This is a genomic window from Ignavibacteria bacterium (assembly GCA_016873845.1).
In the GTDB taxonomy this organism is placed as follows: domain Bacteria; phylum Bacteroidota; class Ignavibacteria; order Ch128b; family Ch128b; genus JAHJVF01.
In genome coordinates, this window is the sequence record VGVX01000034.1 from 1 (window position 1) to 17,867 (window position 17,867).

General features: G+C 37.5%; 12 protein-coding genes. 7 read left to right on the forward strand and 5 right to left on the reverse strand.

The window, feature by feature from the left end; genetic code table 11:
- A partial coding sequence (locus tag FJ213_07715) for a T9SS type A sorting domain-containing protein (GenBank protein MBM4176044.1) occupies positions 1–170 on the forward strand: 170 nt, incomplete at its 5' end.
- Positions 171–209: 39 nt separating this feature from the next.
- Here the strand turns inward: FJ213_07715 and FJ213_07720 are convergent.
- On the reverse strand, positions 210–1,814 hold the full coding sequence (locus tag FJ213_07720; protein MBM4176045.1) for a sodium/solute symporter: 1,605 nt from the start codon (positions 1,812–1,814) through the stop codon (positions 210–212).
- Between the two features lie 214 nt (positions 1,815–2,028).
- Here FJ213_07720 and FJ213_07725 point away from each other — a divergent pair, with 214 nt between their 5' ends.
- Entirely contained in the window at positions 2,029–6,411 is a 4,383-nt protein-coding gene (locus FJ213_07725; GenBank protein MBM4176046.1) for a hypothetical protein, read from the forward strand.
- 126 nt (positions 6,412–6,537) lie between these two features.
- Here the strand turns inward: FJ213_07725 and FJ213_07730 are convergent, their stop codons facing one another.
- Positions 6,538–7,152, reverse strand: a complete 615-nt coding sequence (locus FJ213_07730; GenBank protein MBM4176047.1) for a hypothetical protein — start codon at positions 7,150–7,152, stop codon at positions 6,538–6,540.
- Positions 7,153–7,326: 174 nt separating this feature from the next.
- On the opposite strand from FJ213_07730, the gene FJ213_07735 reads away from it, so the two are divergent.
- From FJ213_07735 to FJ213_07745, 3 genes are all read left to right on the forward strand, one after another.
- Entirely contained in the window at positions 7,327–8,109 is a 783-nt protein-coding gene (locus FJ213_07735; GenBank protein MBM4176048.1) for a hypothetical protein, read from the forward strand.
- The gene (locus FJ213_07740) at positions 8,109–8,360 is read left to right on the forward strand and encodes a hypothetical protein (GenBank protein MBM4176049.1); all 252 of its coding nucleotides are present in this window, start codon (positions 8,109–8,111) and stop codon (positions 8,358–8,360) included. Before FJ213_07735 ends, FJ213_07740 begins: the two co-directional genes overlap by 1 nt.
- A 204-nt stretch (positions 8,361–8,564) precedes the next feature.
- A complete protein-coding gene (locus tag FJ213_07745) occupies positions 8,565–8,813 on the forward strand; it encodes a hypothetical protein (protein MBM4176050.1) in 249 nt (82 codons plus the stop codon).
- A 59-nt stretch (positions 8,814–8,872) separates the two neighbouring features.
- Here FJ213_07745 and FJ213_07750 read toward each other — a convergent pair whose 3' ends face one another.
- Genes FJ213_07750 through FJ213_07760 form a run of 3 tightly spaced genes read right to left on the reverse strand, consistent with a single transcriptional unit; the run spans position 8,873 to position 12,905 of the window.
- Positions 8,873–9,649, reverse strand: coding sequence for an RNA methyltransferase (locus tag FJ213_07750; GenBank protein ID MBM4176051.1), 777 nt, complete (start codon positions 9,647–9,649; stop codon positions 8,873–8,875).
- A 3-nt stretch (positions 9,650–9,652) separates the two neighbouring features.
- Positions 9,653–11,155, reverse strand: coding sequence for a hypothetical protein (locus tag FJ213_07755; GenBank protein ID MBM4176052.1), 1,503 nt, complete (start codon positions 11,153–11,155; stop codon positions 9,653–9,655).
- Between the two features lies 1 nt (position 11,156).
- Positions 11,157–12,905, reverse strand: a complete 1,749-nt coding sequence (locus FJ213_07760; protein ID MBM4176053.1) for a hypothetical protein — start codon at positions 12,903–12,905, stop codon at positions 11,157–11,159.
- A gap of 586 nt (positions 12,906–13,491) precedes the next feature.
- On the opposite strand from FJ213_07760, the gene FJ213_07765 reads away from it, so the two are divergent.
- Together FJ213_07765 and aspS are read left to right on the forward strand one after the other, a co-directional pair.
- The gene (locus tag FJ213_07765; GenBank protein MBM4176054.1) at positions 13,492–15,867 is read left to right on the forward strand and encodes a T9SS type A sorting domain-containing protein; all 2,376 of its coding nucleotides are present in this window, start codon (positions 13,492–13,494) and stop codon (positions 15,865–15,867) included.
- A 171-nt stretch (positions 15,868–16,038) separates the two neighbouring features.
- On the forward strand, positions 16,039–17,814 hold the full coding sequence (aspS, locus tag FJ213_07770; GenBank protein ID MBM4176055.1) for an aspartate--tRNA ligase: 1,776 nt from the start codon (positions 16,039–16,041) through the stop codon (positions 17,812–17,814).
- Positions 17,815–17,867: the final 53 nt, after the last annotated feature.

The window sequence follows — 17,867 nt, forward strand, 5'->3', positions numbered from 1 at the left end:
ATGACGTGCTCGGGAGAGAAATTGCAACGCTTGTTGATGAAATTAATGACCCAGGAATTTATAATTCTCAATTATCAATTCTCAATTCTCAATTATCCACTGGGATCTATTTCTATCAGCTCAAAGCGGGAAATTTTATTGAAACGAAAAAAATGGTTGTAGTGAAATAATAACTTAAAACATTGATACAACCTTTGAAGTCTAAGATATCATCTGAACACCCACCATAACGACAATAAGATCAAAATAAGTAAAATTGATAAGACAATATTCACGTGCCGCCATTTTGTCTTCTTATGAAAATCGACCTCGACTTCAGAGAATGTGAGATTTTTTAGCTGCGTCTTTTCAGGCTTTAATGTTGCATAGCTGACTGCAACCAAAACAGATGAACAAACCACAAACAGAAAAACAGCGTAATGCAGAAAATTCACTTCAGCAATGTATTTTTGAAATTCATTTTGGATCGGCTCGATTTTATTCTGAACTTCAATTATAAATCTAAAAGCACCGAGAATTAATCCAGTTAGAAGCGATGCGATGGCTCCTTTTCCATTTACTCCATTCCAAAAAATCCCAAAAAGAAAAACTGCTGCAATCGGCGGGGAAATATATGCCTGTACGCTTTGCAGATAAACATACATTCTTTCATCGCTCAATAATCCAATGAAAGGAATCCATAACAAACCAAGTAAAACCATAACTCCAGTAGCGAGCTTGCCGAATCGTACGATTCTTTGTTCATCGGCGTTCGGACGCATTCGTTTGAAAATATCAATCGTGAGTAGAGTTGAAGTTGAATTGAACATCGCACTAAGGGAAGACATTAATGCGGCAAGCAAGCCGGCAACAACAATTCCTTTCAATCCGGATGGAAGCAGCGTGGTCACCATCCATGCATAAGCTTTATCGCCTGTCACTTCTCCATTCGAAAGACTGTATGCAATCACTCCAGGAAGAACTAAAATAAAGACAGGTAATATTTTCAAAAATCCCGCAAAGATAGTTCCGCTCTGTGCATGATCGAGATTGCGCGCACTTAAAACTCTTTGAACAATATATTGATCCGTGCACCAATACCACACTCCCAAGATAGGTGCACCCAAAACGATGCCTGTCCATGGAAAATCCGGATCGCTCATCGGTTTGAACATACTCCAAAAATCAATCGGTGTGCTCGCAACCACTGCATCCCATCCGCCTGCTTGGTTCAATCCGATTAGCGTGAGTGCAATAGAACCAAAAATCAAGATAAACATTTGCACTAAATCAGTATAAATTACAGCAGCGAGTCCGCCAATAACCGTGTACAATCCGGTGATCAAAACAATCACGATTGCAGAGGTGTACATATCCCAGCCGACAACAGCATTTAATAAAATTCCTCCTGCATAAAGTGAAATAGAAATTTTTGTGAGAACGTATGCAATGATGGAAACAATGCTTAAATAATATCTCGCAGCTGAATTATACCGCCTTTCGAGAAACTCGGGCATAGTGAAAACTCCCGACTTCAAATAAAATGGAGTGAAGACCCAGCCAAGCAAAAGTACAATTAAAACTGCGAGCCACTCAAAATGTCCAACAGCAAGCCCTGATTTCGAGCCGGTTCCAGCTAATCCAAGAAAGTGTTCACTTGAAATGTTCGTTGCAAACAAAGACGCTCCAATTGCAATCCAGCCAACATTTCTGCTGGCAAGAAAATAATCTGTGCTGGTTTTCCCTTTTTTTCTAAAGTAGTATCCGATAGAAAGGACAATTATGAAATAGATAATAACAATTGCGAAGTCTAAGTTTGAAAATGATGTCGGCACTCTGTCTCCTTAAATCTGAATTTCAAAAGATTGCGTGCAAGTTAGTCTTGTGATTCACAAGATGCAAGAATGCGGATTTATGAGCTTGATCAGTATTATCGTGAACAATCATAAAAATCTGAGTCCCATTCTTTGTTATTTCTCTCGCCCTTTTAATTATAGTCTTAAAATATTTATATTGTCTTAGTACATTTTAGAGTTACTTAGGAAATGAATGTTAAATAAAGAATCACTTGGAATTTGCATTGGCGCATCGACTGTTACAACAGTTCGGCTAATCGACTCATTTGGCAAACAAGAAATATTTTCTTCATCAGCCGTGCCGCATCACGGTGATCCGAAGAATGTGATCGAAGAGATTTTAAGAAATGAGAGTGTAGAAAAAGTTGCTGTGACTGGAAGAAAATTCCGCAAATTGATGCATCTTACATCAATTCCCGAACCTGAAGCTGTTGAACTTGCACTGCAGCATCTAAAACTTTCTGCTGATATTGTGGTAAGCATTGGCGGAGAGAATTTTATCGTTTATCAATTAGACGAGAAAAACAAAATTTCAAAATGCATCACAGGGAATAAATGCGCCTCCGGAACAGGTGAATTTTTTCTTCAGCAGATAAAACGTATGGACTTGGGGCTCGATGAAGCAATCGATCTTTCAGATTCCTCAAATCCCTATAGTATTTCGGGACGATGTTCGGTTTTCTGTAAATCCGATTGTACACACGCCCTGAACAAAGGTGTTGCAAAGGGGGAAGTGGTCGCCGGACTTTCGCGAATGGTTGCCCAGAAAGTGATCGAGCTTACTTCAATTCTCAATCCTAAAAATGTAATTTTGATCGGCGGTGTAACTCAGAACGATGTTGTAGTCAAATATTTGCAAGATCACTTTGAAAATATTTTAGTTCCAAACGAAGCAGCCTGCTTTGAAGCACTTGGTGCTGCGTGCTATTCTTATAATAATATTACAATTCCTCTGAACGGAAAATCTTTTTTCAAAGAAGAACTTTCAACCTTCGCGTTTTTTGACGATCTGAAAAAACATGTCAATAAAGTTCAGTTCAAAGAATTTAATTTTTCAAAAGCTTCGGAAGGTGAAGAATGCATTTTAGGTCTTGACGTCGGCTCGACCACTACCAAAGCTGTCTTGATGAAAGTCTCAGATAACGCAATAATTGCATCTGAATATTTGAGAACAAACGGCGATCCGATAAAAGCATCTGTCGAATGCTACGAAAGTCTTCTATTGCAACTAAATGTTTCAATAAAAATTATTGGACTTGGTGCCACGGGTTCCGGCAGATACATATCTGGTCTTCACGCGCAAACTGACGGGATCGTAAATGAAATTATCGCACATGCAAATGCGACAATTTATTTCGACAAAGAAGTCGATACAATTTTTGAGATCGGCGGGCAAGATGCAAAGTACACTTACATAACCGCGGGCGTACCTTCTGATTACGCGATGAACGAAGCGTGTTCTGCCGGCACAGGTTCTTTTCTTGAGGAAGCGGCAAAGGAGTCGTTGAACATTGATTACACTTCAATCGGAGAGCTTGCTCTTAAAGCAGATCAACCGCCGAACTTTAACGATCAGTGTTCGGCATTTATAAGCAGCGACATAAAGAACGCACTGCACGAAGGATTGTCGAAAGAAAATATTATTGCAGGTTTAGTCTATTCGATATGTTTGAACTATGCGAACCGAGTAAAAGGGAATCGCCCAACCGGCAAAAAGATTTTTATGCAGGGAGGAGTTTGCTACAACAAAGCCGTTCCGGTTGCAATGGCTGCACTGACCGGAAAGGAAATAATCGTTCCACCTGAACCTGGATTGATGGGGGCATTTGGTGCCGCTCTTGAGATAAAGAAAAGACTCGAGCTAAATTTAGTTGAGCAAAAAAAATTTTCTCTTGCGGATTTGATTGAAAGAAAAGTTGAATACGGCACGGATTTCATTTGTGCTGGCGGTGCTGAAAAGTGCGATAGAAAGTGCAGCATTTCAATTATTTCAATAAATGGAAAGAAATTTCCGTTCGGCGGTGCATGTAATAAATATTACGATAGAAAAAATGTCTCGGCTAAGAATGTTATCGAAAAGAATCTTGTAAGCTTGAGGCAAAAACTTGTTTTCGAAAAATACATTCATCCGAAAGAACTTTCGAGAGATGCAAAGTTAATCGGTATCTCAAAATCTTTTTTGACGAATACTTATTATCCTCTGTTTTATAATTTCTTTACTCAGCTCGGTTTTCAAATAATTCTGGGAGATGAGCCGCGGAAAGAGGGGATAGAAAAGCAGCAGGCGGCGTTTTGTTTCCCTGTTGAACTTGCACATGGGTTCTTTCAAGATTTAATTGGTAAAAATCCAGACTATATTTTTCTGCCTCACATACAGGAAGTCTTCGATCCTAAGTCGAATTATTACAACAAGACTTGTGTCTTTGTCCAATCAGAAAATTATTATCTGCGGACAACCTTCAAAAATCAATTGAATGGAACTGAAATTCTCACACCAATTTTAAACTTTTCGAACGGTTATGAATCGGTAAAGGATGAATTCTTAAAACTCGCTAAACACCTTGGAACAGATAGATTTGAAGCTTCTTCAGCTTTCGATTTTGCCGTTGGAGAGTTGAAACAAATGTTCAAGGAATTCAAGCAGATCGGTAGAAACGTTCTTTCTAAATTGCAAGAAAATCCTGATGATTTCGCTGTTGTGCTATTTGGACGCTCATACAATTCGTTTGCGAAGGAAGCGAATCTCGGTATCCCTCAAAAATTTGCATCCAGAAATATAACTATCATTCCGCACGATTTTCTCCCAAGTGAAGACTATGAAAGCTTTACTCACATGTACTGGGGAGCAGGCAGTCAAATAATGCGTTCGTGCAGATTCGTAAAAGCACATCCACAGTTATTTGCCTCGTACATTACAAATTTCAGCTGCGGACCTGATTCCTTTTTAATTACATATTTTAGAAATGTGATGGGGAATAAACCCTCGCTCACGCTTGAACTCGATAGTCACTCAGCGGATGCGGGAATCAATACAAGAATTGAAGCGGCGCTCGACATCATCACTCGTTACCGAGAACTTTCGAAGCTTGGATTTATCGAAGAGAGCAAAACAAAATTCAAACAGCTGAATATTAAAGATACTTATACGATAGTCGATTCGGATTCGAAAGAACTTTCCATCAAAGATCCTTCTATAACAATGTTTATTCCAAGTATGGGAGAATATTCGACTTCTGCGTTTGCTGCCGCATTCAGAAATATTGGGGTGAATTCAAAAGCTTTGCCTGTTTACGATTATACAACTCTCTCGCTTGGAAGAGGAAATACTTCATGTAAAGAATGTTTGCCGCTTATACTTTGCTCCGGTTCGCTTTTAAATGCATGTAATAATCGGGCAAGTGAAGAGGAGAAGATTCTTTTTTTCATGGCTGAATCTGCTGGGCCCTGCAGATTAGGCCAATATCAAAACTTTTTAAAGGAATTGATTAGAAAAAAGGAATTAAGGAATGTCGGTGTTTACACTTTAAGTGATGAGAATTCTTATGATGGACTTGATGATGATTTCATCAAACGCGGTTGGGCAGCAATTACACTAGGCGATGTTTTTCAAAATATGAATCTCGCCCTTCAGGTTTTAGCTGAAGACAAAACTTCGGCTGTTGAAACTCTGAATAAAGAATGGGAAAAAGTCATTTATTCACTTGAACACGATTCATTGGAAAATGTTTTTTCTCAAATGGAATCAGCAGCAGAAGTAATTTCAGGGATTGAAAAGAGGATTTCGTATAATGATGCTGTTAAGGTTGTCTTGACAGGAGAAATTTTTGTTCGGAATGATGAATTTTCTCGCCAAGAATTGATAAATCGATTGCTTGAGAGTAATGTTTTGGTAAAAGTTGCACCAATCGGTGAGTACGTATTCTATTCAAGCTATTTGATGAAAAAAGATTTGCTGAAAGAATCTTTAAGTCTTAAACAGAAAGCGAGAGTCTATTTAAAAGATCATTTTCAAAAGAAGATTGAAAAGAGAATTAAAAAATGTTTTGTTAAGACAGGCTTGATTGAGTATGAATTAATTGATATTGAAAAACTCGTGAACAAGGCAAAACACTTGATTAATCCTCAATTGCATGGCGAAGCAATTCTTACTATCGGATTAGCATTAAGCGAAATTATGGATCACACGGCCGGTGTTGTTGCTCTTGGTCCATTCAGCTGCATGCCGTCTCGAGTTGCAGAGTCAATTCTAAATTCTGAAATGACTCTTTCTGGCAAGGAGCTCGCAGAGAAAAAAACATTGAAAAAATATTCAGCGGAACTTGAAAATCTCCCATTCCTGGCCATCGAAACTGATGGGAATTTATTTCCGCAAATAATTCAGTCGAAGATTGAGATATTTATACTCCAAGCACAGCGGCTTCATAAAAAATTGCAGCAAATTAATCACCCTGAAAAAGTTAGATATCAAGACGCACTGCAAAACAGAGTCATCGATTACTTTGAGAGTAAATATAAGCAACGATATTCGGAAAAAATCGAAGCGGAAAGTCAAGTCGCCTCAGGCATAGAATATTGAGTGAATTGTATTTAATGTCTGCCCATCTTCAAAAAAAATAGAGCGCAGATTTCACGGATTAAACTGATTCACTCGGATTTAAAGTAAACACATACAGTATCCTTAATCTTCAGCGATAATTCATCTTTATTTCTTTTCATATTTCCAATTGCGTCCTTTTCCTTCGGCGAGCCATTCGACCGTCGTAGCGAGGCGCTTGTTTCGTGTTTCTTCCGTTTTTGCTTCCGTTACCCATTCGACGTACTCTTTTTTGTGACTGTAGCTGAACGTATCGAAAACTTTTAAAGCTTTTTTATTCTTTGAAATCGCCCTAATAAAATAATCCGGAACAATCAGTTCTTTCTTTGACCTGCTTGAACTGATTTTTGGTTGAGTAATCCCTTCGTCATTTAGCTTCATTGCTTCTTTTATGTATTCAGTCATTACATTATCCGATGGAAGATCTTTCAGTGATGTAATTCTTCCAAGATGTCCCATTGCCGATTCTTTTACATTTGAAAAAACCTTGTATTTATCTTTCATTAGACTTGCTTTCCAAAATGTAAATGCACAATGGCTTTTGAATGAAGCCATACTGCACATCATCCCTTTATAATCAAAGTGAGGGAAACTCCATTTAATTTTTTCCTCAACATCTGGACAGGCTTTGTGTACCAGTGTTCGCAATTTGTTCAGTATCGGTTTGGCAAACTCATTGGATTTTCCGATGTATGCATCGACTTTTTTATCGAATGTACCCATAATTTCTTACTCCTAATTTTGCATAGTTGCGTTTTTGAATTATAATTTATCTTCTTTTAACTTCAAAAAAAACGATACAACTCAATAATCAATTCATAAAAAAAATCATTTGGATTTTAAATGGCTCTTATTTAGATTTGGTCTAAATAATGATAAGAATCAATAAGGATTTAAATGAAACGTTTTCTTCTTCTAGTTACCGTACTTCTTTTTGCAATAAATATTAACTCTTTTGCAGATAGAAGATATTTTGGACGATCTTATACTTCGTACACTCTTCCGAAAGGTGCTTTTGAATTAGAGATTTGGAATACAGGCAGAATCGGCAAAGATGCTGGATTTTATTATCGATGGCAACCAAGAGCAGAGTTCGAATATGGTGTAACCGATAGATTTACTGCATCTCTCTATTTCAATTTCAACGAAGTCCGATCAAAAGACAATAGTTATCCATCAAAAGGATTTAGTCTAAGTACCACCTCACTCGAATTCAGATACAGATTAACGAATCCGAATGAAATATTCATAGACCCGGCTCTTTACTTTGAATTTGCATATGGAGGCGATAAAATTGTTTACGAACCGAAACTCTTACTTTCAAAACGATTTGACAATTTCATTGCTGTAGCTAACGTAGTCTCCGAAATTGAGAGATATGTAGCGGACAATAAAACCGAATCTAAATTCGAACTTACTAGTGGATTGCTTTATGAAGTTACGCCTTCGTTTGGTTTAGGCGTAGAATTCAGAAATCACAGGAACTTTGAAAACATATACGAAAAGAGCAAGAACGAAGCGACATTCGTTGGCCCGACAATAAATTTCCAAACTGAAAGTTTTTATTTAACATTTAACTTCTTGCATCAAATTGCCGGCAGTCCATCAACAGGACAGAATTTAGATCTGAAAGAACACGAGAAATATGAAGTTAGAACTATTTTAGGTGTTGAATTATAATGAAATTGATGTCCGGATTTGTCTTTTTTCTGTTTCTCATTGGATGCTCGAATCCAGCATTTAAGCATGATACAAAGTTTCCGGAAGGACAAAATCTGTATTTCTCAAAATGCGGCGGCTGTCATAAGATTTATGATCGCGATAAATATTCCCAGTTGCAGTGGGAAAAAATCATGAATGATATGACAGCAAGATCGAAGCTTAATGAAACAGATTTTAACTCAATTCTTGAATATTTGAAAGAAAGGTAGGAATTTTAATTCCTGCCTTTTTGATCCTTAGTATTGGATCAGGCACAAATATTCTCATAACTCCAAAAATTTTTCCTTTACCAATTTTTACATTTGATTTCCCGCAATTAATGATATATTTGTAACCAAAAAAATAGGTGCCCTTAAGTTTTGGATTTTACAGATAAGCTCCACTTCATGCAGTGTATAAACGAAAACTGCAAATTGTTTCATTTCATCCGAGCAAGCCAAATCGAAAATTCCGATTCAATGTTATGTGAAAGATGCCGCAGTAAAAAAGAAAAAGAACATGTTGTTCAATGCCTGGCTTGTAAAGTTATTTTAGATTTCATTCCCCTGCTCGCAAATGAGACACCCAATGTACTCTATGTTGAAAAATGTTCGCTGTGCGGCGGAACTTTTGAAGATGAGGTAAAAATAATCGGCAGTCCGTCAAACGAGCTGTACTTTTAAGGTTTTTTTCTGCTCTACTATGAGCAGAATTTAATCTGCAATTTCATTCAAGATTTCTTTTAAGAGAATTTCCTTGTCCACTCATATAATATGATTGATGCCGCTATAGATACGTTCAGTGATTCCGCCTTCCCAAATTTCGGAATTGCGATAGTCTCGTCTGCGATTTTATTTATTTGCTCACTTATTCCCACTGATTCATTCCCAAAAATTACTGCACAATTTTCAGAGAAATCGAATTGAGATAAATCTTTTCCCGTTGTTGAAGTTGAAATTATTTTCATTCCGGATGATTTTAGCTTCTCACAAAATGAAAGAAGGTGAACATTATGTAAAATCAGCAAATGGAAAATTGAGCCCATCGAACCTTTAACAACTTTTGGATTGGTCAGTTCAACCGTTGACTCATCACATATTATTCCATTAATTCCGAACCAATCTGCTGAGCGGATAATTGTTCCAAAATTTCCCGGATCCGAAATATTTTGCAGAATGAGAAATTTCTTACTCGATAAATTAAATACTTCATCTTCTAAAAATTGTTTTCGCTCAACAAGAGCAGCAATTTGAGATGGAGTTTTATCGCTGGAGAATTTTTCAAACTCTTTCGCTGGAATAATCGTAATGGGAATTTTCTTGCCCTTAATCAATTCAACGAATTGACTATTCTTCTTAACAACTTCATTTGATAAGAAAACTTCTATTATTTCCCAGTCGGAATGTATGCATTCTGATAAAATTTTTTCCCCTTCAATCAGAAATCGATTTTCTATTTCTCTGAACTTTTTTTGTTTTAGACTTGCAAGGAATTTTATTTTTGCTTTTGACAGCGCCATAAATTATATTTTTTTAAACTGAAATATTTGCGATTGATAAGGCATCAGCTCGAGGAATAATCCTTCATAAAACATTTCATCGCCGCTGCGTTGATATTTCTGATCACTCATTCTATCTTCGATTAAAAATTCGTTGCCGATTAAATCGAAGCTCTCAATTTTCACACGGCATTGCGATTGATAGCCAGAAAAGTTTACAACTACTAAATCTTTTTCAAGTTTATCATTTTCGTACAAATAAATTATGAAGTTTTGATATGAGGGACTTCTTTCCCAAGCTGCAAGTGGGATTAATGCTTTAAAGTATCCATCCCTTATCGCTGAATTCTGAGCTAGCTCAAATAGTTTTTTGTAAAATTGATGGATTTCAACATCAATCTTTTCGGGCTGAATTCTAGTTAATTGAATCGCATGAGGAATTTTTCTCCCTTCCATCTGTCCTTCATGCAGTAATTTTACAGATGGAAGCGTATAGCTCAGAACGGCACAAGCATAATGCTTATCCCGAGTCAGTATCGAAGTCACTCTTTGTTCGTCGTGATTTTCGAGAAAAACCAATCTTCCCTTTTCAAACGTAAATGTATGTTGAATGTATTCCCGTAACCTCGGACAATTGTATTGCGTTAAACAATCGTAAAGTTTTTTATCGTAAACATAATCGAATCCGAGATCGAGCATTGTTTTTTCTTTATCCCAGTAAACTTCCGCGATGAAAAGAAAATCGGGATTTACTTTTCTCACCGATAAAATTGCATCATACCAAAATTCTTTTCCGCTTGGGACGATATCTCCCGGAAGAGGATAATCCTTCCAATTCACATTAAACACTTCGCTCAATAATAACATCGACATATCGCATCTTACACCATCGCATAACTCTGAGATCTTTAACAGCTCTTTAATCATGTATTTATGAACTGATTTTGAACGATAATCTAACTGCAATGTGTCTTTCCATGCAGGGAAAAATGGATCTTTCCCGTGTGCGAGAAAAATTTCTCCTTTGATGCCCGTATGTTTAAAATAATTTTCAACGCGCTCCGGTGGGATAGGCTCATTTACTTTCACAAAATATCCTGGATTTTTACCTACAATTGGATTGTCAAGAGCAACGTGATTTGGGACAAAGTCGAGAATAATTCCAATATCAAATTTATCTCTCAGCTTTTTTCTAAATGTATTAAATACCTTTTTCCCGCCGAATCCCTTTGCAATTTCGTATTTTTTTATTGCATAAGGAGATGAAGCAATATCTTTTTCGGTCCAGTCTGATAGGCATTCTGAATATCTTCCATGAAGTTCTTGCAGTTGGAATGCAAGTTTTTTACCAGTCAGACTTTGTTCGTACATTCCAATCAGCCAAATGTATTTTACTCCGATTTTTTTCAATTCAATGAAAAAGTTATCGGGAATGTCATTCAGTGTTTTAATTGAGTTGATGTTTGATTTGAAGCGATTGAACAACTCGCGGATATCGACTTCATAGATTAAATCTGTGTTGTTCATCTTAGATCAAGAAATATCTTGCCTCCGGGTGATGAATAATTATTGCCGACGTGCTCTGTTCTGGAATCATCTGGTATTCTTCTGTCAATGATACATCGATTCTTGAAGGATTAAGAAGTTTGAAAATTTTATTTTGATCCTCCAAATTTGGACAAGCAGGATATCCAAACGAAAATCGAGCCCCTTGATACCCCTGCTGAAATAATTTTTTTATATCACGAGAATCTTTATCTGCAATATTAAGCTCTTCTCTTACTTTTTTATGCCAGTATTCAGCAAGGGCTTCTGCTGTTTCGACTGACATTCCATGGAAGTACAGATAATCAGTATAATGATCATCGTTAAAAAGCTGATGCGAATATTCGGATGCGGTTTTTCCAACTGTTACAACTTGAAATGCTGCTACATCAAATTTGTCTGAACCGAGAGGTGCAATAAAATCCGAAATACAATAATGCGGTGCTTTATTCTGGCGTGGAAAAGTAAATCGCAGGTATTCTTTTACTTCATTAACTTTTAATTCACCGTTCAAATCCCAAATATTTGTAATTTGATTCTCGCTGTAAGTCTGAGGCACAAAAATTATCAAATCATTCCCATCAGATTGTGCTGGAAAATATCCATAAACAACTTCCGGATTCAACAGTTTCTTTGTTTTGATTTCATTTTTAAGATTTTCAAAAACCGGCAGCACTTTTTCTTTTAGAACTAAGTCATACTCTTCATCCGTTTTGTTTTTTTTCTTGTATTGCCATTGTCCTCTGAATAATGCCGTTTCATTTATATATGGAAAAATTTCATCAAGCTGAATATCTAATGCCAGCTTGGTTCCCCAAAACGGAGGTTTAGGAAGTGAATCCAATCGAGTGATGTTGCTTTGACGATTAGTATTTGTTTTTTCATACAAAGATATTTTAGCATCGCTTCCCACAAGTGAATCTTGTTGTTCTTCCACATCTTGTGAAGAAATTTCTGTTTGATTGATATTTGATGAGAACTCTCCCGCTTTCACTTTTTTCATAAATCGTAAACCGTCGAAAGCGTCTGCAGCATAGTGAACATGCCCATTATAAATTTTTGAAAGATTATTTTCGACAAATCGCCGAGTTAATGCCGCCCCTCCAAGAACAACTGGAATAGTCAAATTCTGTTCGTTCATAACTTCGAGATTTTCCTTCATGATTAAAGTAGATTTCACAAGGAGTCCGCTCATCCCAATTGCATTGGCATTTCGCTTGTTGAACTCGTCTATCATTGTCTCGACAGAACACTTTATCCCAAGGTTGAAAACCGTGTAGCCGTTGTTTGTTAGAATAATATCTACAAGATTTTTTCCAATATCATGAACATCTCCCTTAACTGTTGCAAGAACAATTTTTCCTTTTGAATCCCCTTCGGTTTTTTCCATAAATTGCTCAAGATATGAAACTGCGTTTTTCATCACTTCTGCACTTTGCAGTACGAATGGAAGCTGCATTTGCCCTGCTCCGAATAATTCACCGACGTCTTTCATTCCATCAAGTAATATTTCATTTATAATCTCTAATGCAGAATATTTTTTTAACGCGTCATCTAAATCTGATTGAAGTCCGATCTTGTCACCATCAATGATCCTTTGCTTTAATTTATCCTCGATAGAAATGGCTTTTTTCTTACTCTTAGCCTTAGTCTCAGTCTTAGCCTTAGAATAATATTCCATTAGCTCATGAAGCGGGTCGTACACAAGCTTTTTATTTAAATTTTCGTTCATTAGTACTTAATAAATTTGGTTAAATATAACTAAGGTTATGCTGAAAAGAAATTACGATCAGCTGGGCTGTTTAAGCAGAAAATTTTATAATATTTGAATCTCTCCAAAAAAATTCAGTTTTACACATGTTTTATCCCGCCACAAAACCGAAATAGATATGTCTCGTCAGAAAAAGAACAAAATGGATACTCATATTAACCTCAATGAGAGGGACACCTCAATCAGCAACTTTAGCAATTAACGAACGTTCTGCAGAATTAATTACCCCGCCGAAAGCGGCAGGGAATTTTCCCTGAGAGATTAAAATCTGAAATTGTTTTTTCAACTTCAGCACTAAACACATCTTCTTCTCCTTTCTCGTTAATAGGATGCGATTGATTAATTTTTCCCGAGTATCACATCATAACTTCTCCTACATCCATTGTGGAACAGCCTTTATTGGGAAAATAGTAAGGATAATTTTATAAAAATGCAAAACAATTCGACTTGTACAAAAAAACTGTACCTGAAAAATTGTATTATTTAATCAATTGTGTTCTTATTAACTTTGTACGCTTTTTTATAGACTTATTATAGGATTTTACAGATGAACAAATTTTTTCTACACTTAATTTTTTTTCTTATCCTCACTGGAACTGCTGCGGCACAAACAACACCTGCCGTGGATGTTCCATTAAGCATAACTGATGGAGTAGCGTCAAAAGAACTTAGGTTTGGCTTACACCCAACAGCAACAGACGGAATTGATGTCTCTCTCGGAGAAACTGAGCAGCCGCCACCGCCGCCAACCGGTGTTTTTGATGCACGGTTCATTGGAGATGACATCGGCATCTCAACGATGGGACAAGGTTTGATAAAAGATTACCGCTTTGGTTACGACACTACCAAAGGACAAAGAATTCATGAATTGAAATATCAAGTTGGTACAGGCACAACAATAACATTCAACTGGACTTTCCCAACTGGAGTTACCGGAAGACTGCAAGATCTAATAAATGGAACTATCATTGATGTAGCAATGAGCGGAACTGGAAATTACACCGTCACAAATCCAGGTGTTCTTAATAAATTAAAGATGACTATTACTTATAATCTGACTGGTGCTTCAGTACCATCTGCTCCAACACTGCTATCACCCGCGAATGGTTCAACGAATCAATCCAAAACTCCGACTTTAAGTTGGGATGCATCTTCCGGCGCAACAAGCTACAGACTTCAAGTTGCGACCGACAGTCTTTTTTCGAGTATTATCTTTAATGATTCAACCATTGCGACTACTTCAAAGCAGCTTCCAACTTTAAATGCAAATACAAAATATTTCTGGAGAGTGAATGCAAAAAATTCAGCAGGCACGAGTGCTTACTCTACAATTTGGAATTTTACTACGGCCGCTGAAATCGGATGGTGCAACCTTCAGTGGCCTCAAAGCGGGACGATAACACAAGGCGGTGATTATTCTGTTTATGCACAAATTTGGATTGATGGTGTAACGCCTGGCACGGGACAGGGCGCTGGTGTTTCTGCCTGGATCGGTTACAATACAACAAACACAAATCCAAATACATGGACTAATTGGATTTCTGCTTCTTATAATTCCTCTGGTCCACAAACAAACAATGATGAGTACATGGCAGACATCGGCTCTTCACTAACTGCCGGAACATATTACTATGCAAGCAGATTTCAATATCAAAGCGGCGAATACAAATACGGTGGATATAGTGCCACAGGCGGTCATTATTGGGATGGAACAACAAACGTTTCGGGAGTGCTAACTGTCAATCCTTCGGCTCCCTCAAGTCCAACCTTGCTCTCCCCAACAAATGGAGCAACAGGCCAGTCGACTACGTTAACATTATCGTGGAATGCATCATCCGGAGCTTCGACTTATAGATTGCAAGTTGCAACCGATAATGGATTTTCAAATATAATTTTTAATGACTCCACCATATCAGGAACATCGCAGCAAATAAGTTCTCTCTCGGCGGGGACAACTTATTATTGGCGTGTGAATGCAAAAAATGCCGGAGGAACGAGTTCATATTCATCCATTTGGAATTTTACTACTGCCGTAGGAACTCCAGCAGTCCCGACTTTACTTTCTCCTGCAAATGGCTCAATAAATCAACCAACAACTCTTACAATGTCATGGAGTGCATCATCTGGAGCTTCGTTTTATGTAATACAAGTTGCAACTGATAGTCTATTTTCGACTATCGTCTATAAAGACACTATTTTTCTTGGTACATCAATACAAATAAGCTCACTCTTGGCCGGGAAAAAATATTACTGGCATGTAAATGCAAGTAATACAAGTGGAACAAGTGCTTATTCAGCAACCTGGAATTTTACTACGATAGTTGCCGCACCATCCGCTCCAACTTTAATCTCGCCGTTGAATGGTGCGACTGGATTATCTATTAATCCAACATTGACATGGTATCGACCTGAAAATGCAGTGACGTTCAGACTTCAAGTCTCAGCAAGTCCAACTTTTTCTCCTTTGGTTGTTGATCAAGCAAGCATTTTTGATACTTTTTATAATATCAGCGGATTGCTCAACAACACTACATATTTCTGGAAAGTAAATGCAATGAATGCAGGCGGAACAAGCAATTATTCAACTTCATTTTCTTTTACAACACTTTCAACAAGTGTTGAGAATGAGGGCGGAGTGCCTACTACATTTTCTGTGTCGCAAAATTTTCCGAACCCATTTAATCCGAGCACTACAATTCGTTACAGTATTCCTGCAGAAAGTTTTGTAAAAATTAAAATAGTAAATTCGATTGGAAAAATTGTGGATGAGAAAGTTAATAGAATTCAATCTGCAGGCAATTACAAATTAAAATGGAATGGTGATAATCTCCCCGCAGGTATTTATTTTTATTCAATTGAAGCTCGTTCGACTGGCGGAAAGCAAAGTTTTCAATCTGTAAAAAAGATGATATTGATAAAGTAATAATATCATTTATAAATAATACTTCGATCTAAGATTCCATCCCGACTTTTCGGGATGGAATCTTTCTGCACATGGAGGTGGAATCTTAACTCAACCCTCCTTCTTGCTTAAGCCCTTCCTTTTTTTTAGCTTAAAACCCAATTTAGATGTATTGAGACTACAAGGAATAAAATGACTTATAAAAAGAGAACGCATACTTGCGGTGAATTAAGGGAAAAGAACATCGGTGAAAATGTAACTCTGACTGGCTGGGTGGATGTTCGCCGCGATCTTGGAGGAGTGATATTCATTGATTTGCGAGACCGTTATGGCATTACGCAGATTGTCTTCGAACCGCATTACAACGAAACCGCACACAACAATGCAAAAGATCTTCGCTCAGAATGGGTGCTTTCGGTTACAGGTACAGTCCGCAAACGCCCGGAAGGTACAGAAAATCCTGAGCTTGAAACAGGATTGATCGATGTGATGATTGATGAAATCACAATTTTAAACAAAGCGATTACTCCTCCGTTTCAAATTCAAGATGAAATCGACGCAAACGAAGATCTTCGGCTGAAGTATCGTTACTTGGATTTACGCCGCAAACCAATGCAAAAAAATCTTCTCTTAAGACACAAGATGTATCAGATTGTTAGGAACTATTTCGATAAGAACAATTTTATTGAGATTGAAACTCCCTTCTTAATGAAATCCACTCCCGAAGGTGCAAGAGATTTTCTTGTTCCAAGCAGACTTCACAAGGGACATTTCTATGCTTTGCCGCAGTCGCCGCAGACTTATAAACAGCTTTTGATGGTTTCAGGATTTGACCGATACTTTCAAATTGTAAAATGTTTTCGTGACGAAGATTTACGTGCAGACAGACAATATGAATTCACACAGATCGATGTTGAAATGTCTTTTGTTGATGAAGAAAATGTTTTCGAGATGATGGAAGTTTTGATGAAAGAACTTTTTCTTCAGACTTTTAACTATAAACTCCAGGTACCTTTGCTCCGGCTAAGCTATAGAGATGCAATGGAAACTTACGGAAGCGATAAACCAGACCTTCGCTTCGAATTAAAAATGGTTAACCTGAACGAATTGCTAAAGTCCAGCGGATTTAAAGTCTTTAGTGATACGATAAGCAAAGATGGGATCGTCTCGGGATTAAATGCTGTTGGATGCGGAAGTTACACACGCAATCAACTTGATGTGTTAACTGATTACGTCAAAAAGCTGGGAGCCCGCGGATTAATTTGGATTCGAGTAACAGAAAATGGACTCGAGTCGCCAACAATGAAATTCTTAACCGATGAGGAGAAACAAAGTATCACGAGGGCACTGAATGCAAATCCTGGCGATCTTCTCCTGTTAATTTCCGGGGAATGGAAAAAAGTTTTAACCGTGATGGGAAATCTTCGAATCGAAATGGCAAGAAGAATGGAACTCCTAAAAAATAATGGCGATCCAAAATTACTTTGGGTTACCGACTTTCCGCTTTTCGAGTACAGCGAAGAAGATAAGAGATTGGTTGCTATGCATCATCCATTTACGTCGCCTAAAGACTTAGATATTGAACTGATGGAAACTGAGCCGCAGAAAGTTCACGCAAAAGCTTATGACCTTGTGATGAATGGCAATGAAATCGCCGGTGGAAGCATTAGAATATTTTCACAAGAGCTTCAAGCAAAAATGTTCAAAGCACTTGGAATTGCAAAAGAAGAAGCCGAAGAAAAATTTGGATTCTTGATGAATGCATTCAAATATGGAGCTCCGCCTCATGGAGGTATTGCATTTGGATTTGATAGAATGGTCATGTTGTTTGCCGGTGAAAATTCGATACGTGATGTAATTGCATTTCCGAAAACGTCGAGCGGGCTTTCGCTGATGGACGGCTCGCCATCAGCAGCGAGTGAAGAACAATTGAAAGAATTGCATATTCGTGTTAAAGGCGGAGACTAAGGCGAAGGCTGAGAGAATTAGAAATCATAATATCTTGGTCTAAGTCTCAGCCT